The organism is Bordetella sp. FB-8 (assembly GCF_000382185.1).
Classification (GTDB): Bacteria; Pseudomonadota; Gammaproteobacteria; order Burkholderiales; family Burkholderiaceae_B; genus Bordetella.
In genome coordinates this window covers 381942-401266 of the sequence record NZ_KB907784.1, presented here as the reverse complement: position 1 = coordinate 401266, position 19325 = coordinate 381942, and the positions used below count along the sequence as shown (strand labels likewise).

General features: G+C 66.8%; 19 protein-coding genes and 1 riboswitch. Of the genes, 6 read left to right on the top strand and 13 right to left on the bottom strand.

The window, feature by feature from the left end; translation table 11 throughout:
- Positions 1–7 precede the first annotated feature (7 nt).
- The gene (recQ, locus tag H143_RS0102000) at positions 8–1819 is read right to left on the bottom strand and encodes a DNA helicase RecQ (protein WP_019936545.1); all 1812 of its coding nucleotides are present in this window, start codon (positions 1817–1819) and stop codon (positions 8–10) included.
- 290 nt (positions 1820–2109) lie between these two features.
- Between recQ and H143_RS0101995 the strand changes: the two genes are divergently transcribed.
- Positions 2110–2808 carry a response regulator gene (locus H143_RS0101995; RefSeq protein ID WP_019936544.1) on the top strand — a complete coding sequence of 233 codons (699 nt, stop codon included), beginning with the start codon at positions 2110–2112 and terminating at the stop codon, positions 2806–2808.
- Positions 2808–4211 carry an ATP-binding protein gene (locus H143_RS0101990; RefSeq protein ID WP_019936543.1) on the top strand — a complete coding sequence of 468 codons (1404 nt, stop codon included), beginning with the start codon at positions 2808–2810 and terminating at the stop codon, positions 4209–4211. Before H143_RS0101995 ends, H143_RS0101990 begins: the two co-directional genes overlap by 1 nt.
- A gap of 12 nt (positions 4212–4223) precedes the next feature.
- Here H143_RS0101990 and ruvB read toward each other — a convergent pair whose 3' ends face one another.
- Positions 4224–5294 carry a Holliday junction branch migration DNA helicase RuvB gene (ruvB, locus tag H143_RS0101985; RefSeq protein ID WP_019936542.1) on the bottom strand — a complete coding sequence of 357 codons (1071 nt, stop codon included), beginning with the start codon at positions 5292–5294 and terminating at the stop codon, positions 4224–4226.
- Between the two features lie 364 nt (positions 5295–5658).
- On the opposite strand from ruvB, the gene H143_RS22775 reads away from it, so the two are divergent.
- Positions 5659–5835, top strand: a complete 177-nt coding sequence (locus H143_RS22775; RefSeq protein ID WP_019936541.1) for an NAD(P)-dependent oxidoreductase — start codon at positions 5659–5661, stop codon at positions 5833–5835.
- 163 nt (positions 5836–5998) lie between these two features.
- Here H143_RS22775 and ruvA read toward each other — a convergent pair whose 3' ends face one another.
- The 7 genes from ruvA to H143_RS22325 all read right to left on the bottom strand — a co-directional run bounded on the left by ruvA (position 5999) and on the right by H143_RS22325 (position 11361).
- A complete protein-coding gene (gene ruvA / locus H143_RS0101970; protein WP_019936540.1) occupies positions 5999–6571 on the bottom strand; it encodes a Holliday junction branch migration protein RuvA in 573 nt (190 codons plus the stop codon).
- Between the two features lie 52 nt (positions 6572–6623).
- Entirely contained in the window at positions 6624–7166 is a 543-nt protein-coding gene (gene ruvC / locus H143_RS0101965) for a crossover junction endodeoxyribonuclease RuvC (RefSeq protein WP_019936539.1), read from the bottom strand.
- 47 nt (positions 7167–7213) lie between these two features.
- Complete coding sequence (gene purH, locus H143_RS0101960; RefSeq protein ID WP_019936538.1) at positions 7214–8803, bottom strand: bifunctional phosphoribosylaminoimidazolecarboxamide formyltransferase/IMP cyclohydrolase; 1590 nt, start codon at positions 8801–8803, stop codon at positions 7214–7216.
- Positions 8804–8813: 10 nt separating this feature from the next.
- Positions 8814–9053 (bottom strand): helix-turn-helix domain-containing protein, encoded by a 240-nt coding sequence (locus H143_RS0101955; RefSeq protein ID WP_019936537.1) that lies wholly within the window; start codon positions 9051–9053, stop codon positions 8814–8816.
- Positions 9054–9098: 45 nt separating this feature from the next.
- Positions 9099–10106 carry a tRNA dihydrouridine synthase DusB gene (gene dusB, locus H143_RS0101950; protein ID WP_026349633.1) on the bottom strand — a complete coding sequence of 336 codons (1008 nt, stop codon included), beginning with the start codon at positions 10104–10106 and terminating at the stop codon, positions 9099–9101.
- Between the two features lie 119 nt (positions 10107–10225).
- Complete coding sequence (locus H143_RS0101945) at positions 10226–11227, bottom strand: sodium:calcium antiporter (protein ID WP_019936535.1); 1002 nt, start codon at positions 11225–11227, stop codon at positions 10226–10228.
- On the bottom strand, positions 11221–11361 hold the full coding sequence (locus H143_RS22325) for a hypothetical protein (RefSeq protein WP_019936534.1): 141 nt from the start codon (positions 11359–11361) through the stop codon (positions 11221–11223). Before H143_RS22325 ends, H143_RS0101945 begins: the two co-directional genes overlap by 7 nt.
- Positions 11322–11453, bottom strand: a riboswitch (yybP-ykoY riboswitch). (Overlaps the previous gene by 40 nt.)
- Before the next feature lie 44 nt (positions 11454–11497).
- Here H143_RS22325 and H143_RS0101935 point away from each other — a divergent pair.
- Complete coding sequence (locus H143_RS0101935; protein ID WP_019936533.1) at positions 11498–12844, top strand: aminopeptidase P N-terminal domain-containing protein; 1347 nt, start codon at positions 11498–11500, stop codon at positions 12842–12844.
- A 4-nt stretch (positions 12845–12848) separates the two neighbouring features.
- On the opposite strand, the gene H143_RS19765 is transcribed toward H143_RS0101935, so the two are convergent.
- Positions 12849–13754, bottom strand: a complete 906-nt coding sequence (locus H143_RS19765; RefSeq protein WP_155803296.1) for a polysaccharide deacetylase family protein — start codon at positions 13752–13754, stop codon at positions 12849–12851.
- Between the two features lie 215 nt (positions 13755–13969).
- On the opposite strand from H143_RS19765, the gene H143_RS0101925 reads away from it, so the two are divergent.
- Positions 13970–15127 carry a UbiH/UbiF/VisC/COQ6 family ubiquinone biosynthesis hydroxylase gene (locus H143_RS0101925; protein ID WP_019936531.1) on the top strand — a complete coding sequence of 386 codons (1158 nt, stop codon included), beginning with the start codon at positions 13970–13972 and terminating at the stop codon, positions 15125–15127.
- A 276-nt stretch (positions 15128–15403) separates the two neighbouring features.
- Here H143_RS0101925 and galU read toward each other — a convergent pair whose 3' ends face one another.
- Positions 15404–16243, bottom strand: coding sequence for a UTP--glucose-1-phosphate uridylyltransferase GalU (gene galU / locus H143_RS0101920; protein WP_026349632.1), 840 nt, complete (start codon positions 16241–16243; stop codon positions 15404–15406).
- A 128-nt stretch (positions 16244–16371) separates the two neighbouring features.
- On the opposite strand from galU, the gene H143_RS0101915 reads away from it, so the two are divergent.
- The gene (locus H143_RS0101915) at positions 16372–17880 is read left to right on the top strand and encodes a M48 family metalloprotease (protein WP_019936529.1); all 1509 of its coding nucleotides are present in this window, start codon (positions 16372–16374) and stop codon (positions 17878–17880) included.
- A 57-nt stretch (positions 17881–17937) separates the two neighbouring features.
- Here the strand turns inward: H143_RS0101915 and H143_RS0101910 are convergent, their stop codons facing one another.
- Positions 17938–19032: a YheT family hydrolase gene (locus tag H143_RS0101910; RefSeq protein ID WP_026349630.1), complete on the bottom strand. Its 1095-nt coding sequence runs from the start codon at positions 19030–19032 to the stop codon at positions 17938–17940.
- A gap of 73 nt (positions 19033–19105) precedes the next feature.
- On the bottom strand, positions 19106–19315 hold the full coding sequence (locus tag H143_RS0101905; protein ID WP_019936527.1) for a zinc-finger domain-containing protein: 210 nt from the start codon (positions 19313–19315) through the stop codon (positions 19106–19108).
- Positions 19316–19325: the final 10 nt, after the last annotated feature.

Here is a 19325-nt window from a genome sequence, read left to right as displayed (position 1 = left end):
GTGTCTGTCAGCGCACCTGACCGAGGATGTCCGCGCCGTAGGCTTCGAGTTTGCGCGCGCCCACGCCGCTGATGTGCCCCAGTTCGTCCAGCGTTGCCGGCCGCGCCATGGCGATCTCGCGCAGCGTGGCGTCGTGGAAGATCACATAGGCCGGTACGCCGTGGCTCTTGGCTACTTCGCCGCGCCAGGCGCGCAGGGTTTCGAACAAGGGCAGCGCTTCGGCCGGCAGGTCCACCGCCGGGGCCTTGCCGCGCGCGCCCCCGCGCGGTGTTTTTTCCCTCTTTTCCAGGTCGCGGCGCAGCATGATCTTGCGTTCGCCCTTGAGCACGGCCCGGCTGGCTTCGGTCAGGGCGAAGGTGCCGTAGCCCTCGCCGTCGACCATCAGGAGGTCTTGCGCCAGCAACTGGCGCAGCACGCCGCGCCAGGTCTGCTCGGAAATGTCCTGTCCCACGCCGAACACGCTCAGCGATTCGTGGTCGTGCTGCCGCGTGCGGTCGGTGCTCTTGCCGCGCAGGATGTCGATCAAATGCCCCGCGCCGTAGCGCTGTCCGCGTTGCTGCAGGCGGTACACCGCCGACAGGGCCTTCTGCGCCGCCACCGTGCCGTCCCAGGACTCCGGCGGAGTCAGGCACACATCGCAGTTGCCGCAGGCCGTGATCGTCTGGCCGAAATAGGCCAGAAGGCGCACACGGCGGCATTCCACCGTCTCGCACAAGCCCAGCATGGCGTCCAGGTTCTGCCCCAGGCGGCGGCGAAACACGTCGTCGCCCGGCGATTCGTCGATCATGCGGCGCTGCTGGACCACGTCCTGCAGGCCATAGGCCAGCCAGGCCGAGGCCGGTTGGCCATCGCGGCCGGCTCGACCGGTTTCCTGGTAATAGCCTTCCACCGATTTGGGCAGGTCGATATGCGCCACGAAGCGCACGTCCGGCTTGTCGATGCCCATTCCGAAGGCGATGGTGGCCACCATCACCACGCCGTCTTCGCGCAGAAAGCGCGACTGGTTGGCCGCGCGCACCGAGGCGCTCAGCCCCGCGTGATAAGGCAGAGCGTCGATGCCGTGCTCGCACAGGAAATCCGCGGTCTCTTGCACCCGGTTGCGCGACAGGCCGTACACCACGCCCGAATCGCCCGGATGCTCGCCGCGGATCAAGTCCAGCAGCTGCCGGCGCACGTCGTTCTTCTCGACGATGCGATAGCGGATATTGGGCCGGTCGAAGCTGGCCACGAAATGCCGGGCCGCATCCAGCGCCAGCCGCTGCGCGATCTCCGCGCGCGTCAGGGCTGTCGCCGTGGCGGTCAGGGCGATGCGCGGCACCTGAGGCCAGCGTTCGTGCAGCATGGACAGCTGCAGGTACTCGGGCCGGAAATCGTGCCCCCACTGCGACACGCAATGCGCTTCGTCGATGGCAAAGAGCGCGATCCGGCCGCGTTCCAGCAGTTGCAGGCAGCGGTCGGTCATCAGCCGCTCGGGCGCCACGTAGAGCAGGTCCAGCTCGCCTGCCAGGAATGCCCGCTCGACGTCCTTTGCCTGCTGCCAGTCCTGCGTGGAATTGAGAAAAGCCGCCCGCACGCCCAGTTCGGTCAGCGCGTCGACCTGATCCTGCATCAGCGCGATGAGCGGCGACACCACCACGCCTGTGCCTTCGCGCACCAGCGCCGGGATCTGGTAGCAGAGGGACTTGCCGCCGCCCGTGGGCATGAGGACCAGGGCATCGCCGCCGCCGGTCACATGATCGACGATGGCCTGCTGTTCACCGCGGAAAGATTCGTAACCGAAGACGCGCCGCAGGACGGAGAGAGCTGGCGAGTCAGGCATGGGAGAAACTGAGAAAGGGCATGGCGAAATTTTACGCACTATCGGGAGTAAACATGTTTTTGAGCCGCATCGGGGTTGCAGGCGCAAAGCATCTCAAGCTGTGGCGCTGTCACTACTTCTGCCCTCATCAGCCTACCCGCCGGACGCAGGGCGGTTTAAGAAGCGTCGATGGCAGCCCGAAAAATTCGACGGTACAGCACAAACCTGCGGGCAATTCCAAAGACGGTAGTGTTTTCAATACATTACCCGCCCCCTTGCGCCCATCAAGCCCAAGCGCGACTATTCCATCCATGGAATCAACCCACACCAAACTGCTTGTCGTCGACGACGACCCCGCCCTGCGGCAACTGCTGGCCGACTATCTCAACCGGCACGGCTACGACACGCTGCTGGCCCCGGACGCGAGCGATCTGCCGGCCCGCATCGCCCGTTATTCGCCCGATCTGCTGGTCCTGGACCGCATGCTGCCCGGCGGTGACGGCGCCGAGGCCTGTCGCCGCCTGCGCGAGCAGGGCGAGGACATCCCCGTCGTTCTGCTGACCGCGCGCGATGAGGCCGTCGACCGCATCATCGGCCTGGAAGCCGGCGCCGACGACTATCTGGGCAAGCCTTTCGACCCGCGCGAACTGCTGGCGCGGATCGAGGCCGTCCTGCGCCGCAAGCGGGGGCCCTCGGCGCTCACCAAGGATGCCCCGGTTGCCTTCGGCCCCTTCGTGTTCGATCCGGCCACGCGCCAGCTCACGCGCGACGATGCCCTGGTCAAGCTGACCGGTGGCGAAATTAATCTGCTCGAAGCCCTGGTCAAGAACGCCGGCAAACCCCTGTCGCGCGAACGCCTGCTGTCGCTGGCGCGCGACGACGATGGCGAGCGCAACGATCGCGCCATCGACATCGCCATCCTGCGCCTGAGGCGCGCCATCGAGGACGATCCCAAGCAACCGCGTTGGATCCAGACCGTCTGGGGCATCGGCTACCGGTTCTCTCCCTGATGGGTTTTTTGCGTTTGCTGGTGCCGCGATCGCTGCGCGCGCGCCTGATCCTGCTGGTTCTGGGCTCGGCGCTGCTGGCCCAGGCGGCCACGCTGGCCACCGTTACCTATCTGCGCAACCAGTTCCTGGACAAGGTGGCCATCGAGTACGTGGCCACGACCATCCGCACTTTGCGCGCCGCCCTGGCGCAGATTCCTGCCGAAGATCGCGCCAGTTTCGTGCGCGTGGCCTCGCAGGGGCAGTGGCATCTGTGGTCGCGCCTGCTGCCGCCGGAAGCGCGCCTTCAGCGGCGTCCCGACCGCCGCTGGCGCGATCACGAACCCCCGCCGCTGCCCCCCGAATACGACGGCATCCGCGACGCCATGCGCGGTCCGCTGCTCATGCTCAACCGGCGGCTCAACGACGGTACGCGCGTGGCCTTGTCGCGCGGTCCCCGGCCCGAGGTCTTCATTTCGCTGGCGCCCGATCCCACCTACGAGGACATGCCGCAGCTGCACGAGTGGCTGGTCATTCCCATCGAGCGCCTGACGCCCGCGTTCTCCACCTCGCTCCTGGCCATCTGGCTGGGCGGCATGGGTCTGGTGCTGATTCTGTCAGTGGGCTTCTCCTGGCATATCACCGGCCCCATGACCCGCCTGGCCGAGGCCGCCGACCAACTGGCCGCCGGCCAGCCGCAGCGCGTCGAGCCGGCCGGCCCGCGGGAAATCCGCGTGGTGGGCGAGCGCTTTAACGCCATGCTCGACGCCCTGGCTGAATCCGATTCCGTGCGGCGCACCCTGCTTTCCGGTCTGCCCCACGATCTCAAGGGGCCTTTGTCCCGCATGTGGCTGCGCATTGAAATGGCGGACGACTCGTCCGTCAAGGAAGGGCTGCGCAAGGACCTGCAGGACATGCAGTACATGGTCGATCAGTTCATCGGCTTCGCGCGCGGGACCGATCCGGCCGGCTACAACTATGCGCCGCTTTCCTTGCCCGAGTGGCTGGCCGAGCGCGTGCATGCCTGGAGCGACGCGGGCACCGACATCACCCTGAAAGCGCCCGAAGACGCCAATATGGTCATCAGTGGCGATGCCGTGGCCCTGGGGCGCTTGCTGGACAATCTGGTCGGCAATGCCCTGCATCACGGCGCCACGCCTATCGACGTGGTCCTGCGCCAGGAGGGCGATGTGGCTGTGCTGGATGTTTCAGACCACGGCCCCGGCATCGAACCCGAACGCCGCCAGGAAGCCCTGCGCCCCTTCGCGCGGCTGGACGGCGCACGTACGCGCTCGGGCAATGTGGGTCTGGGCCTGGCGCTGGCCGAGGCCATCGCTTTGGCGCATCACGGCAAGCTGGAACTGCGCGACGCGCAGGGGGGCGGCCTGCTGGTGCGCATCAGGCTGCCTATCCCCGCCGCCATCTGAACCGCCCGAAAATCAGAACAGACCACCGCTGTCGCTGGCGGAGCGCCCCGTCGGCGGCGTAAGGCCCAGGTGGCGCCAGGTGGTCTGGGTCGCCATGCGCCCGCGCGGCGTGCGCTGCAAATAGCCATGCTGGATCAGATAGGGCTCGATCACGTCCTCGATGGTGTCGCGTTCCTCGCCGATGGCCGCGGCCAGGCTGTCCACGCCCACCGGGCCGCCGTCGAACCTGTGCACCACAGCTTCAAGCAGCTTGCGGTCCATCAGATCCAGGCCCTGCGGATCGACTTCCAGCATGGCGAGCGCCCGGCCCGCCACGTCGGCATCGATGATGCCGCTGGCCTTGACCTGGGCGTAATCGCGCACGCGACGCAGCAGGCGATTGGCGATGCGCGGCGTGCCGCGGGATCGGCGCGCCACTTCCTGCGCGCCTTCGGGGGTGATTGTGGCGTTGAGCAGGCCCGCGCTGCGCGTGACGATGCGCGAGAGTTCTTCGGCGTTGTAGAACTCCAGGCGCGAGACGATGCCGAAGCGGTCGCGCAGCGGATTGGTGAGCATCCCGGCGCGCGTGGTGGCGCCCACCAGGGTGAAGGGCTGCAGGTCGAGCTTGACGCTGCGCGCGGACGGGCCTTCGCCGATGAGGATGTCGATCTGAAAATCCTCGAGCGCCGGATAGAGGATTTCCTCGACGACCGGCGAGAGTCGGTGGATCTCGTCGATGAAGAGTACGTCGTTGCGCTCCAGGTTGGTCAGTAGCGCGGCCAGGTCGCCGGGGCGCTCCAGCACGGGACCCGAGGTCTGGCGCAGTTGCACGCCCATTTCGTAGGCGATGATGTGGGCCAGCGTGGTCTTGCCCAGCCCGGGCGGTCCGAAGAGCAGTACGTGATCGAGCGCCTCGCTGCGCTTGCGGGCCGCGGCGATGAAGATTTCCAGCTGCTCGCGCGCCCGGACCTGGCCGACATATTCCTGCAGCGCCTTCGGGCGCAGGGCGCGCTCGATCGATTCCTCGTTGGGCGAAACAGCTTGTGGCGCGACCAGGCGCGCCGGTTCGGGTAAGGAGGAAAGCGAGTCGTTCTGAATGGCCATGCGTGCATCGTACCGCACCCTTGCGCGGTTGGAATTTGTCGGCGATGCTGTGCGCGGCCGCAACCTTCCACCCCCAAACAGGAATCGCGCATGAAAGCCGTATTCGTCGACGCGACCCCGGTCTTGTCGGCCGTGGCCGGGCGCCTGCATCGCTCCGATGATCCGGAGTGAGTCATCAACCGTCAGCCCGACATCACGCCCGCGCAGGTTCCGGCGGCGCTGGGCGGCGCCGAGATCGCCATCATCGACCACACCCGCCTGCCGACCGAAATCGCCAGAACCTGCCGCCGCCTGAAGCATGTGGTGTTCCTGGGCACCGGGCCGCGTTCCTATATGAACCCGCAGCAGCAAATCGTATCCCGGTGTGACCTTTGTCGAACTGGACGATCTGCTCGCGCAAAGCCATGTAGTCTCGCTGCATCTGCTGCTCGACGAACAGACGCGCGGCCTGATATCCCCCCAACGCATCGCCGCAATGCGCGATAGCGTCATTCTCGTCAATACCGCGCGCGGCGGCATCGTCGACGAAGCCGCCATATAAATTAGACCCACTCGAAAATCGTGCTGACCCACGCTTTAGGGTTTCCCCATGCCGTGTTCCGCACTGCCCACCTACGCCGATGCCGCCTTACGATCATGAGGATGTGATCGCCGGACAGTTGTGGGCTGCGGCGCGGTCGAAAGCCGCGCTCGCAGGCGTCCGTTCAGCGCGCCAGCGCCTTGAGCGCGTGCTTGATGCCCTCCGACACGCCCACACCCTGGGGCAACTGCTTGAGCGCGGCCATGGATTCCTTGTCCGAATAGCCCAGGGCCAGCAGTGCGTTGAGAATGTCGGTCTGGTTGTCGGGTACGGCGTGGATGACGGCGCCGACGTCGGCGCCCAACTTGCCGCGCAGCTCCAGAAGCAGCCGTTCGGCGGTCTTCTTGCCGATGCCGGGCACGCGCGTGAGCCGTGCGGATTCCTGAAGGGTGACGGCCTGGGCCAGTTCGGACACCGACATGCCCGAGAGCACCGCCAGCGCGATGCGCGCGCCGATGCCGGTGACCTTGATCAGTTGCCGGAAGGCGCTGCGTTCCCCGGCGTTGGCGAAACCGAACAGCAGGTGCGCGTCCTCGCGCACTACCAGGTGGGTATGGAGCGTCACCTTCGCGCCGGTCTCGGGCAAGGTATAGAGCGTGCTCATGGGCACGTCGATTTCATAGCCCACGCCGCCCACGTCCACGCAAATCGTGGGTGGGGTCTTTTCGAGCAGGGTTCCGGTTATGCGTCCGATCATGCGGCGAGATTCTACGCTGCCCGGGCCGCGTCCGGTTGCGCGGTCGCGGCCCCTAGCCGCGCAGCCGCCCGGCCCGCACCCGCGCGCGCGAACTGGGCGAGCCCTGCGCCTGCGTCAGCCGCTGCTGCATGGGCCCCACATGCGCGTGGCAGATGGCGCATGCCAGGGCGTCGGCCGAGTCGGGCGCAGGCGTGCCGTTCAGGGACAGCAGCCGCTGCACCATCATCTGCACCTGCTCTTTCGCCGCGCGGCCGGTGCCGACCACGGCTTTCTTGATCTGCAGGGCGGTGTACTCGTGTACATCGAGCCGGCTGTCGGCCAGTGCGCACAAGGCGGCGCCGCGCGCCTGGCCCAGCAACAGGGTCGAGGCCGGATTGGTGTTGAGAAAGACGATTTCGAGCGCGGCCACGTCGGGCTGCGTGTCCTGGGCGACCTGGCGCAGGTTATCCAGGATCACCTTGAGCCGCTCGGGCAGCGGCAGCGCGGGCGGGACCACGATGGTCCCGCTGGCCACATAGCGCAGCCGCATACCTTCGGAATCGATGACGCCGAAGCCGGTGCGGCGCAGGCCGGGATCGATGCCGAGCACCCTCATGTGCGCGTCAGGCCGCGAGGCATCGAAGCGTCCGTAGCCATTTGCGCCTAATGGCGGAAATGGCGGGTGCCCGTGAGCACCATGGCGATGCCGCGCTCTTCGGCCGCGGCGATCACCTCGTCGTCGCGCACGCTGCCGCCGGGCTGGATCACGCAGGTCGCGCCAGCATCGACGATCACGTCCAGGCCGTCGCGGAAGGGAAAGAAGGCGTCGGAGGCGGCCGCCGAGCCTTGCAGCGACAGGCCCGCGTTGGCGGCCTTGATCGAGGCGATGCGCGCCGAGTCGATGCGGCTCATCTGGCCCGCGCCCACGCCCAGCGTCAGGCCGTTGCCGGCGAAGACGATGGCGTTGGACTTGACGAACTTGGCCACCTTCCAGGCGAACAGCAGGTTGTTCATCTCGTTCTCGGTGGGCTTGCGCGAGGTGACGACCTTGAAGTTCTCGAACGCGGGATCGTAGAAATCCGGCGTCTGCACCAGCCAGCCGCCGCCCACGCGCTTGACGTCGTAGGGGTTCTGGCCGTCGCCCAGCGGCACGATCAGCACGCGCACGTTCTTCTTGGCGGCCAGCAGCGCCAGCGCATCGTCGTCGTAGGCGGGAGCCAGCAGCACTTCCATGAACTGCTTGCTCACGGCTTCGGCCGTGGCCAGGTCGACCTTGCGGTTGAAGGCGATGATGCCGCCGAAGGCCGAGGTGGGATCGGTCTTGAAGGCCTGGCGATAGGCGGTGAACGCATCGGCCGCCACGGCCACGCCGCAGGGGTTGGCATGTTTGATGATGACGCAGGCCGCAAGCGCGAAGCTGCGTACGCATTCCCAGGCGGCATCGGCGTCCGCGATGTTGTTGTACGAGAGTTCCTTGCCCTGCAGTTGCGCGTAGCCAGCCAGCAGGCCCACAGGGCGCTGCGGATCGACGTAGAAGGCCGCGGTCTGGTGCGGGTTTTCGCCGTAGCGCAAGGTCTGCTCGCGCTGGATCTGCAGGGTCAGCACGCCCGGATATTCGGCGCGTTCCGGGACGGCGTTCTGCTCGGGCGTGGAGTCTTTCAGGCTGCTCAGATAGGCGGCGATGGCGCCGTCGTAGGAGGCCGTGTGGGCGTAGACCTTGCCGGCCAGCTCCAGGCGCAGCGAGTAGGAGGTGCCGTCGTTCTCGTCGATCTCGTCCAGCACGCGGGCGTAGTCGCAGGGGTCGATCACCACCGTAACGCCGCCCGCTTCGGTACCGTGGTTCTTGGCCGCGGCGCGCAGCATGGCCGGGCCGCCGATGTCGATGTTCTCCACGGCGTCTGCGAAGGTGCAGTCCGGCTTGATGATGGTTTCGCGGAAGGGATAGAGATTGACCACTAGCAGGTCGATGCGGTCGATGCCGTGTTCAGCGATAGTCTTGAGGTGTTCGGCGCTGTCGCGGCGGGCCAGCAGGCCGCCATGGATCTTGGGATGCAGGGTCTTGACGCGGCCATCCAGGATCTCGGGCGAGCCGGTGTGCGTGGCCACCTCGGTCACGGGCAGTCCGGCCTGGGCCAGCAGCTTGGCGGTGCCGCCGGTGGACAGCAGGCGCACGCCGCGCTGGTGCAGCGCCTGGGCGAATTCGACGATGCCGGTCTTGTCGGAGACCGAGAGGAGGGCGGTTTCTATTTTCATGGGGTGGGTGTCAGGGCTGCAGGTTGTGCGCCAGCAATTTCTTGCGCAGCGTATTGCGGGTGATGCCGAGCATTTCGGAAGCGCGCGACTGGTTGCCGCCGGCGCGCTCCATGGCGACTTCAAGAACGGGCCGCTCGACGCAGTGCATCACCATGTCCCACATGTCGTGGGGGGCGGAGCCGTCGAGGTCTTCGAAGTAGCGCGCCAGGCTGGTGCGCACGCATTCTTCCAGGGCAGTTTGCTTGCTCATTGTTATGGTTGCAGATCGTTTTAATCGGGTAATGGCTGGTGGATGTCAGGCCGCTAGGCGCTGCGGTTGGCCGCCGTCTTGCGTCAACTGGTCGAACCACCGCGCCACGGCTTGCGCCTGGCCTGCTGTGTTGTCGATCAGGTTCATGCGCGAGCGGAAATCTTCCGCGCCGGGCAGGCCCTCGATGTACCAGCCGATATGCTTGCGTGCCGTGCGTACGCCGGTGTGCTCGCCGTAGAAACGGTAGTGATCGTCCAGATGTTCCAGCAGCAAGTCGCGCATCTCGGCTTGCGAGGGCGCGGCGAGCTTGTCGCCGGTGCGCAAGTAATGATCGATTTCGCGGAATATCCAGGGCCGCCCCTGGGCTGCGCGTCCGATCATCACGGCGTCGGCGCCAGTGTAATCCAGGACGGCGCGCGCCTTCTCGGGCGAGTCGATATCGCCGTTGGCCACGACCGGGATGGCGAGCGCCGCCTTGACTTCGCGCAGAGTGTCGTACTCGGCCTGGCCGGCATAGAGGTCGGCGCGGGTGCGCCCGTGCAGGGTCAGCGCGGCGATGCCAGCATCCTGCGCCATGCGGGCGATGCGCAGCGCGTTCTTGTGCTCGCGGTCCCAGCCGGTGCGGGTCTTGAGCGTCACCGGCACGCCCAGCGGAGCGCAGGCCGCGACCACGGCATCGAGTATGCGACGTACCAGGTCTTCATGGCGCAGCAGGGCCGAACCGCTGGCGAGATTGCATACCTTCTTTGCGGGGCAACCCATGTTGATGTCGATGATGCGGGCGCCGCGCTGGGCGTTGAAGACGGCGGCCTCAGCCATCATGGCGGGGTCGGCGCCGGCGATCTGCACGGACACGGGGGCGATTTCGCCATCGTGGTTCAGGCGGCGCGAGGTCTTGACGCTGTCCCAGAGCCTGGGGTTGCTGGCGGCCATCTCAGATACTGCGTAGCCCGCGCCCAGGCGCTTGCACAGCTGCCGGAAGGGGCGATCGGTGACGCCGGCCATGGGGGCGACAAGTACATTGTTCGGAAGGGTCCATGAGCCGATTTGCATGATTGCGCAGATTTTAACCAACTCGGGAGAGGGGGGGCTGCTGGAGTTTTTTGTTCGAGTTCTCAAGCCCAATTGCAGTAATTCGGCCGTTCGTTCAAGCCATCGGGCGCCTGGGTAACTCAACTTCCGAAATACCACGCCAGCCAGGCGGCGAACACCAAGTAGAAGCCGCCCGCCCAGGCCAGCACGCCCGCCGTCACCCGGCCTTGGCGCAAACGCAACCACAGCAGAACGATGGTCGCCAGCGTTACTAGCCCCGACATTAGCAGCGGCGCATCGAACAGCCAAGGCGTCATGAAAATGCCCAGGGCACTGGGAATCGTCGCCTGTATCATCATGGCGCCCGATATATTGGCCAGGGCGAGGTGCGCCTTGCCCTGGCGCACCCAGATCAGCGCGTTGAGTATTTCCGGCAATTCGGTGGCCACCGGAGCCAACAGCAAAGCCGCCACGTGCGGCGACATGCCCATGAATGCGCCCAGTTCGCCGATTTGCTGCACGAACACGCGCGACGCCGCGGTGATCACCACCAGGGCCAGCAGCGTCTGGCCGCCTGCCCAGAGCAAGCCGGGATTGGCCGCGCGAGGACGCAGCTTGAGCGGTTCGAGGTCCGCCTGGTCGATGCGCTCTTCGTCGCAGGCCAGTTCGCGCTTGACGTAGACCGCATACACGGCCACGAACAGGATGCCCAGCCAGGGTTTCCAGGCGAAGGTCAGCAAGCCCAATCCCAGCTTGACTACGAACACGGCCATGAACCAGGCCTGGTCGCGCGCCAGGCGCCGCTGGGCTTTTTCTTCGATCCGCGGCGCCGCGCCTTTGCGGACCATGGACAGCAGCACCAGACCGACCACGGCGTAGGCCACCGTGGACAGCACCAGCGGACCGCCCATGGCCGCCCCCACGCCGATGTCCTTTTGCGCGGGCGTGCGGCCGAACATCACCGCCATGAAAGTCACCACGCTTTCCGGCAGGGCCGTGCCGAATGCGGCCAGCACCGTGCCCGTGGCCGTCGCGCTCATCGAGAACCGATGGCCGACCCATTCGACGCTATTGACGAAATACTCGCAGGCCAGATAGATCAGGGCCGCGGACAACAGGAAGAGGAATAGGGCGGTCAGCATGAATAGGCGGCCGGGCAAGCGAACACGATGGCGCAGCGGCGCGGCTCGCCCGGCAGGGTGAACGCGTCGTGGCCAAAGGTCTCGCCGGGCTGCGGGCGCCGAAGGTCGAAGGCGCCGCGGGCTGCCTGCGCCATGGGATACCTGCAGTACGGTATCGCCAAGTCTGTTGACGCAGGCTCCCTGGTGGACGGTTCCACCGGGATGGCTACTCCCCAATGACGGAAGGGCGGGCGCATTGTAGCAGCCGGCCCTGGCGAGTAAAGTAGGCGCATGAGCCTGCCCGCCACCGATATCGCCCCTTTCCGTGAACGCCGCCGTCGGCTGCTTGCGCACATGCGCGCCCAGGGCGGCGGCATCGCGGTCCTGCCCACCGCGCCGCACGCCGTGCGCAACCGCGACGCCGAATACCCCTACCGCCACGACAGCGACTTTTACTACCTGAGCGGCTTCATCGAGCCCGAGGCGTGGCTGGTGCTGATCGCGGGCGCCGACGATCACGCGCTGCTGTTCTGCCAGCCGCGCGATCCCAAGATGGAGACCTGGACGGGCTTGCGCGTCGGTCCCGAGGCCGCAGCCGAACGCTTCGACCTGGATGAGGCCTACAGCACCGAGGAACTCGACGACATCCTGCCCGAACTGCTGCTCGACCAGCCCACGCTGTACGCGCCGTTCGATCGCGGCGAGATCGTGGACGGACCCGTGCAGGCGTGGCTGCAAGCCGCCCGCGGCCAGACCCGGCAGGGTCGCAGGCTGCCGCGGCGCGTGCAGGATATCTCGCCCATTTTGGCCGAGATGCGTCTGGTCAAAGATGCCGTCGAGATTGCCACCATGCGCCGCGCCGCGCGTATTTCGGCGGGCGCTCACGCCCGCGCCATGCGCGCCGTGCGGCCCGGCATGCGCGAATACGAGCTGGAGGCCGAACTGCTCTACGAATTCCGCCGCCACGGCGCTCAGGCTCCGGCCTACACCAGCATCGTCGCAGGCGGCGCCAATGCCTGCATCCTGCACTATCCCGCGGGCGAGGCCGAACTGCGCGACGGCGACCTGGTGCTGATCGATGCCGCCTGCGAGCTCGACAGCTACGCCTCCGACATCACCCGCACTTTTCCCGTGAACGGCCGCTACAGCGGTCCGCAGCGCGCGCTTTACGACCTGACCGTGGCGGCCCAGCAGGCCGCCGCCGATGCGATTCGTCCCGGCCGGCCCTTTAACGCCGGCCACCAGGCCGCCCTGCGCGTGCTGGCGCAGGGCATGCTCGACGAAAAGCTGCTCAAGGGTACGCTGGACGGTGTGCTGGAGTCGGGCGCCTACAGCCGCTTCTATATGCACCAGACCGGCCATTGGCTTGGGCTGGATGTGCACGATGTGGGCGATTACCGCGATCCGGCGGCGCCTTATGCCGACGACGCCCGTCCTTGGCGCGCGCTCGCTCCCGGCATGATGCTCACCATTGAGCCAGGTATCTACGTCACTGCGGCCGACGACGTGCCATCCCAGTTCTGGAACATCGGCATACGCACCGAGGACGATGCGCTGGTCACCGAGACGGGCTGCGAACTCATCACGCGCGGCGTGCCGGTGGATGCCCGTGAAATCGAAGCTCTGATGCGGGAATGAAGCCTCATTCCGGCCGCAGGGCGTCGGCCGGCGAAAAGGCGTGCGCATCCGCGGGGCCTGCCGGGATCGCCGCGCGCAGCGTCGTCCAGCGCAGGCCGGCTTGCTGCGCGGCCCGCAGGACGACGGGCAGCACATCCAGTACCACCGGCCTGCCATTCGCATCGCGTCCTGCGTTGCCGTCGTGCAGTAGCAGGATGTCGCGCGCGCTCAGCCCTTCTGTCAGGCGCCGGGCGACCCGGTGCGTGTCGCGGGCGCGGGTATCGAAACCGCGCCGCGTCCAGCTGGCCAGGTGCAGACCCAGTGCGCACAGCACTGGCTCGAGAAAAGGATTGCGCAGCCCGGCAGGCGCGCGAAAGAACAATGGGCGCGTGCCGCTGAGTTCGGTCAGCGTCTGCTGCGCGGCCTCGATCTCGCGCCGCAGCCAACGCGGCCCCCGCAGCGAGAAAAGCAGGCGGTGGCGATGGCTGTGGTTCTCGATTGCGTGGCCGCGCGCCGCGATGGCCTCGATCCAGTGCGGATGCCGGCGCGCCGCTTCGCCGATGCAGAAGAACGTGGCACGGGCGCCGTGGCGCTCGAGCAGGTCCAGCACGCGCGGGGTGATCTCGGGATCGGGGCCGTCGTCGATCGTGAGCGCGATCTGATCGCCGGCGCTCGCCGGCAGCATCGTCAGATTAGGCCCGAGCAGATTGCTGCGGGGCCAGAGGCCGCAACCCACCACGGCTGCATGCGATGCAAAGGCACTGGCTGCGGCCCACGGCCACGAAGCCGGATGGGCCGCGATCACCGCCACGGCGCCGGCATGCATGGCCGCGGCGCCCGCAACAAGGGGGGCGGGCCGCCAGCGGCGCGCAGCGCTCGTCATGCCTGCTTCTGCCGGCGGCAAAGGAGCCTCGGGTACGAAGGAACTCATGTCGGACTCTGGTGGTGTTCGCTTGCGCAAGCTGCGGCTAAGCTAGGCGCAAGCTTAGCCAAAGTCGAGCGAGAATGCGCTGCAAACGGCTCGCATCATTGAAACCGCAGTCAAAATGTTGTATCCGTGTCGAACCTGCGCAGATCCGGCCTGCTTGGCCGCACCTTGCCGGCCGTACTTCGCCGGCCGCACGGCCAGACCTATAAAATCTCCCTATGCCTACCGCTGATTTCGACATCGCCATTCTGGGCGCCGGCCCCGTGGGCCAGGTGCTGGCGCTTCTGCTGGCGCGCCTGGTGCGCGATCCCGCGCGTATCGCGCTGCTGGCCGGTGACGGCGGCGCGGCCCAGCCCGCCCCGGCCGACGACCCGCGCATCATCGCCATCAACCACGGCAGCCGCGTGCTGCTCGAAAGCCTGGGGGCCTGGCCGGCCCGCTCGGCGGCCATCGAGCATATCCACGTTTCGCAGCGCGGCCGCCTGGGCCGTGCCGTCATTGCTCGCGAAGACTTCGGGGTGCCGGCCCTGGGCAATACCGTTTCCTATGCCGACCTGCATGCCCGGCTGCTGGAGCGCACTGCCGCCTGCGGCGTCAGCCTGATGTCCGGGCCGCCCGCCGCGGTCGAGGGCCAGCAAGCAGACCTTGTCCAGGTCCGGCAGGGTGGCACGGAACTGGGTTGTGCCATCGCCGTGCGTTGCGACGGGGCCGGCGGCCAGGACGTGCAGCGCGACTACGGCCAGCATGCCATTCTCACCCGGGTCAGCGCCACCCTGGCCCGGCCCGGCTGGGCCTGGGAGCGGTTCACCCGCGAAGGCCCCCTGGCACTATTGCCCCATCCGCAGATAAACGGCGATTACGCCGTGGTCTGGTGCTGCGAACCCGCGCATGCAAGCGCCATCGCCCAGGCCGGCGACGACGAATTCTCCAAGGCCCTCACCGCGACCTTCGGTACGCGTTTGGGCCGTCTGCGCAGCACTGCTGCACGCCAGGTCTTTCCCCTGCACCTTAAGGCGCGCCATGCCCAGGCTCAGGGCCGCCTCGCCACCATAGGCAACGCCGCCCAGACCCTGCACCCCGTCGCAGGCCAGGGCCTGAATCTTGGACTGCGCGATGCCGCGCAACTGGCCCAGGCCCTGGGACCCTGGCTGGCCGGGCAGGACGGCAGCCCGGTCACCCTGCTCGCCGATTTCGCCCGTACCCGCTTGCCCGACCGGCTCGTTACCGCCGGCATCACCGACATCATGCCGCGCGCCTTCGCCACAGGCATGGCTCCGATCGAGCATGCCTGCGGGCTTGCGTTGCTGGCGCTGGATCTTTCCGCTTCGCTGCGCGCGCCGTTGACCCGGCATTTTCTGCAGGGCTTGCGCAAATAGGCAGTGGCTTCGATCGGGTTCTTAACGCACAGCGAGAATTAACGGCGCGTGCCCCAGCAACGATCGGTCGATGTATCGACACAGTGCGAGATGCTGCAAGTCGGTCGGGCCGCGCAAAGGCTGGGGGTTGTGGCCTGTTGGAGGCTGCCGAGGGCTTGAGAAGGGAGGGTAGGGGCTTTCCGGGCGCGCTGTCTATGTCCCGCAGGGGCCAGTTCGCGCTCGGCCCGCCCGACGTGTCAAGAACGCAATCTAAGCCGCCCTGAGCCCCAACGCCGCTTACTCGGGAATCAGCCCGTGATATTTGCGGCCGAAGGCGATATTGGCCTGGAACAAGCCGGCCTTGCTGCCGCAGTCATAACGCGTGCCTTCGTAGCGATGGGCGTAGACCTCGCGCTCGCGCATCAGCGAAGCGATGGCGTCGGTGAGCTGGATCTCGTTGCCGGCGCCGCGCTCGGTCTTGCGCAGATGATCGAAGATGGCCGATTCGAGCACATAGCGGCCCACCACCGCCAAGGTCGAGGGCGCGTCCTCGGGCTTGGGCTTCTCGACGATGTGCGTGACGCGTTCGGTGCGCGCGTTCAGGCGCTGGCCCGCCACGATGCCGTACTTGCTGGTGTCCTCGCGCGGCACGTCCTGCACGCCCAGCACGCTGGCGTTGTTGCTCATCGCCGTGTCGATCAATTGCTTGGTGACCGAGGTATCGGAATCGATCAGATCGTCGGCCAGCAGCACGGCGAAGGGCTCGCTGCCCACCGCGGGCTGTGCCGTGAGCACGGCGTGACCCAGACCCAGCGCGGCTTTCTGGCGGATGAACAGACAACTGACGTAATCGGGCAGGATGTCCCTCGCCAAGGACAGCAGTTCTATCTTGCCTTTTTGCTCGAGCTCGCGCTCGAGTTCGGGCGAGGCGTCGAAATGGTCTTCGATAGCGCGCTTGTTGCGGCCGGTCACGAAAATCAAATGTGTGATGCCGGCGGCCACTGCTTCCTCGACGGCATACTGGATCAGCGGCTTGTCGACCACGGGCAGCATTTCCTTTGGCATGGCCTTGGTGGCGGGCAGAAAACGGGTGCCCAGGCCTGCGACGGGGAAAACAGCTTTGCGGATGGGTATCATGAAAAATGGCTCCTGCTCGAGCACAGAGGGTTGCAAATTTGCCTTCGGGGTGCCTCAAGACGCGAGCGCGCGAGCATCCGAAATAGGGTCACTATCATAGTGCTTATTGCAAAGGGGACGTGCTACTGATGTTGCTGAATGCAAAGCGTATTGTGACCGGAACACTCTGCCTGGCGCTGACTGGGCCGGGCTTGCCGGCGATGGCCCAGCCGATCGGCCTGCCGTCGATGGGCGCGGCTTCCTCCGATGAGCTAACCCCGGATGCGGAGCGCCAGCTCGGCGAAGCCATCATGTCGCAAGGGCGGCTCGATCCCACCTACATCGACGATGCCGAACTCAATCAATATCTCACGCGCGTGGGTCGCAAGCTGGCGGCATACGCGCCCAACCCGGTTCCGCCCATCGAAATGTTCGGCGTGCTCGACCCCGAGATCAATGCCTTTACATTGCCGGGCGGCTTCATCGGCGTGAACACCGGCCTGATCCTGGCTTGCGAGAGCGAGTCCGAGTTGGCCGGCGTGCTCGGGCACGAGATCGGCCACGTCGCCCAGCGCCATATCGCCCGGGGCATGACGCAGAGTGGGCAGAACGGCATGATCGCGCTGGCCAGTGTGGCTGCGGCCCTGATCGCGGGGCTGGCGGCCAGGTCCGGCGATCTGGCCATGGGCATAGCTACTTTCGGTCAGGCCGCCGCGATCAGCCGGCAGTTGGAATTCTCGCGCGACGCCGAGCGCGAGGCCGATCGCGCCGGCCTGCGCATGCTTTACAAGGCCGGTTACGACCCCAAGGGCATGGCCAGCCTATTCGGCCGCCTGATGATGGACTCGCGCTTGAACGACGGCACGGGCGGCGGACCCTGGGCCAGGACCCATCCGCAATCGATCGAGCGCATGACCGACATGCAGAACCGCATCCGGGATCTGCCCACGGTGCATTACACCAATACGGCGGATTTCTGGTTTCTGCGTGCCAAGGTGCGTGTGCTGCAAGGCGGCGATTCTCAGGCCTTGCGCGACATTCGCGAAACGTTGCGCTCCGAAGTCGTATCCGACGCGGGCGTGCGGCGCGCCGCCGCGCTCTATGGACTTTCGCGCTATTGGCTGCGCCGCGATGACCTGACGCAGGCCGCTGCGTATTGGAATCAGGCCAAAGCGGCATGGCCCGACGGAGCGCCCGAATTGGCCAGATTGGGTATCGACATCGCCCTGGCGCGCAAGGACGTGCCCGATGCCCTTGCACAGGCGCAGGCTGCGGTCAAGCGCTGGCCCGGCCGGCAGGCCTTGGCTATGTCGTATGCCACGGCCCTGCAGAGCGCGGGGCGCACGACCGCCGCGCAGGCCTATCTGCGCGCCAAGGCCAAGGAATGGGGCAAGGACCAGCCCGATCTATACCAGATGCTGGCTCGCAGCGAGGACCGCAGCGGCAGCAAGGTGGCGGCGCGGCGAGATATGGCGCAGTACTACCTGTTGACGGGGGCCTATGCCGCCGCGGCCTATCAGCTGCAGCAGGCGCGCAGCCTGTCCACCGATTTCTACGAGCAGTCGGAGCTGGATGCGCAATTAAACGATGTCCGGCAGCGTCTGCAGGACGAGCGCGATCTGCTCCGGCGATTCAAGGGCGTCATTCCGAAGGGCTAGGACCTATTCGTGTTGTAGGTCCGCGCCGAAAGTCCGGTTTGGCCTTCGCACTCGCCTTCAGGCGCCCGTCTCGAAGAAGCGGCCCAGGCGTTCGGGTAGCCAGTTCAGGTTGGCGGGAAAGCGGCCCACGGCAAAGCCGGCATGGCCGCCCAACTCGGGCTGGTGCAGGAGCACGCGGTCCGAACATTGTTCGGGTGTGGGTAGCGACCGGGCAGGCAGGAAGGGATCGTTGCGCGCGTTGAGCACCAGCGTGGGCACGCGCACCGACGCCAGCCAGGGCTTGCTCGATGCCTTGCTCCAGTAGTCGAGCGCATTGCGAAAACCGTGCATGGGCGCGGTATAGGTGTCGTCGAAATCGTGCAGGTCATGCGCCTGGACGATGCGCATGACGTCGATCACGCCCGGATAGCGGCTGGCTTTTTCCAGCACCTTGCGGCGCATGGTGCGCAGGAAGTAGCGGGTGTAGATCTGCCGTCCGACGATACCGTGGCCCAGGGCTGCGCCGCCGGCCACCAGGTCCAGCGGCACCGAGACGCCGGCGCAGGCTGTCAGCCAGCCGGCTTCGTGCTCCTGTTCGCCGAGGTATTTGAGCAGCGCGTTGCCGCCCAGCGATACGCCCGCGGCGTACCAGCGCGCGCGCGGCAGGCGCCGGCGCACCGCGTCGAGCATGAAGGCAATATCGGCTGAGTCGCCCGAATGATAGGCGCGCGCAAGGCGGTTGGGCGAACCCGAACAACCGCGAAAGTGCGCCACCACCACCACCCATCCGCGCGAACGGAAATGCGCCGCGATGGTCTGGGCGTAGTTGCTGCCGCTGCTGCCTTCCAGGCCATGGAACAGAATCAGAGCCGGCGCGCCGGGTTCCTGCGGCAGGGCCTGCCAGTCGGTCGGAGTGATCCAGCGCGCGGCGGCCGAGGCGCCCGCTTCCAGCGGCGCCGCTTCGGCGGGCGGGCGGGCGGGGGGCTTGTGCGGAAAAAGACCGGGACCGGCCCAGTCGAAATCGACGAAATCCCGGTCTGGGGTCTCGACGCGATCGCGCGCGAAAGCGATGCGGTGATACCGCGCCAAGAGCGAAGCGTGGATCGTCTGGAGGTGTCCTCCAGGCAGCCAGGAAGGAACGTCGCAGGAAGAGGTGTCTAGCTTCGCAGCCAAGACAGGCTCCTGTGCTGCGCCTGTCTCCCGAGCAGGACGTGTTCGCCTTGGGAGCGGTCCGGCGTTACAGCCATCAGTGGCCGTGCTTGACCACGGTGCCCGGCTTGAGACGGTATTCGGCGCTGCAATAGGGGCAGCGCACCGAGCCGGCATCGGTCACGTCCAGGAACACGCGCGGATGCATGCTCCAGAGATGGGCCTTGGGGCCGGGGCAGAACAGGGGCAGGTCTTCGGCACCGACGAGGATGGCGTCCTGGGCGGTGGCGGGTGCGGCTGCGGTCATGGTGTTTCCT

Coding starts and splice junctions, on each gene's coding strand:
- recQ (WP_019936545.1), bottom strand. CDS start 1,819: ATGCCTGACTCGCCAGCTCTCTCCGTCCTGCGGCGCGTCTTCGGTTAC.
- H143_RS0101995 (WP_019936544.1), top strand. CDS start 2,110: ATGGAATCAACCCACACCAAACTGCTTGTCGTCGACGACGACCCCGCC.
- H143_RS0101990 (WP_019936543.1), top strand. CDS start 2,808: ATGGGTTTTTTGCGTTTGCTGGTGCCGCGATCGCTGCGCGCGCGCCTG.
- ruvB (WP_019936542.1), bottom strand. CDS start 5,294: ATGGCCATTCAGAACGACTCGCTTTCCTCCTTACCCGAACCGGCGCGC.
- ruvA (WP_019936540.1), bottom strand. CDS start 6,571: ATGATCGGACGCATAACCGGAACCCTGCTCGAAAAGACCCCACCCACG.
- ruvC (WP_019936539.1), bottom strand. CDS start 7,166: ATGAGGGTGCTCGGCATCGATCCCGGCCTGCGCCGCACCGGCTTCGGC.
- purH (WP_019936538.1), bottom strand. CDS start 8,803: ATGAAAATAGAAACCGCCCTCCTCTCGGTCTCCGACAAGACCGGCATC.
- H143_RS0101955 (WP_019936537.1), bottom strand. CDS start 9,053: ATGAGCAAGCAAACTGCCCTGGAAGAATGCGTGCGCACCAGCCTGGCG.
- dusB (WP_026349633.1), bottom strand. CDS start 10,106: ATGCAAATCGGCTCATGGACCCTTCCGAACAATGTACTTGTCGCCCCC.
- H143_RS0101945 (WP_019936535.1), bottom strand. CDS start 11,227: ATGCTGACCGCCCTATTCCTCTTCCTGTTGTCCGCGGCCCTGATCTAT.
- H143_RS22325 (WP_019936534.1), bottom strand. CDS start 11,361: ATGGCGCAGGCAGCCCGCGGCGCCTTCGACCTTCGGCGCCCGCAGCCC.
- H143_RS0101935 (WP_019936533.1), top strand. CDS start 11,498: ATGAGCCTGCCCGCCACCGATATCGCCCCTTTCCGTGAACGCCGCCGT.
- H143_RS19765 (WP_155803296.1), bottom strand. CDS start 13,754: ATGAGTTCCTTCGTACCCGAGGCTCCTTTGCCGCCGGCAGAAGCAGGC.
- H143_RS0101925 (WP_019936531.1), top strand. CDS start 13,970: ATGCCTACCGCTGATTTCGACATCGCCATTCTGGGCGCCGGCCCCGTG.
- galU (WP_026349632.1), bottom strand. CDS start 16,243: ATGATACCCATCCGCAAAGCTGTTTTCCCCGTCGCAGGCCTGGGCACC.
- H143_RS0101915 (WP_019936529.1), top strand. CDS start 16,372: ATGTTGCTGAATGCAAAGCGTATTGTGACCGGAACACTCTGCCTGGCG.
- H143_RS0101905 (WP_019936527.1), bottom strand. CDS start 19,315: ATGACCGCAGCCGCACCCGCCACCGCCCAGGACGCCATCCTCGTCGGT.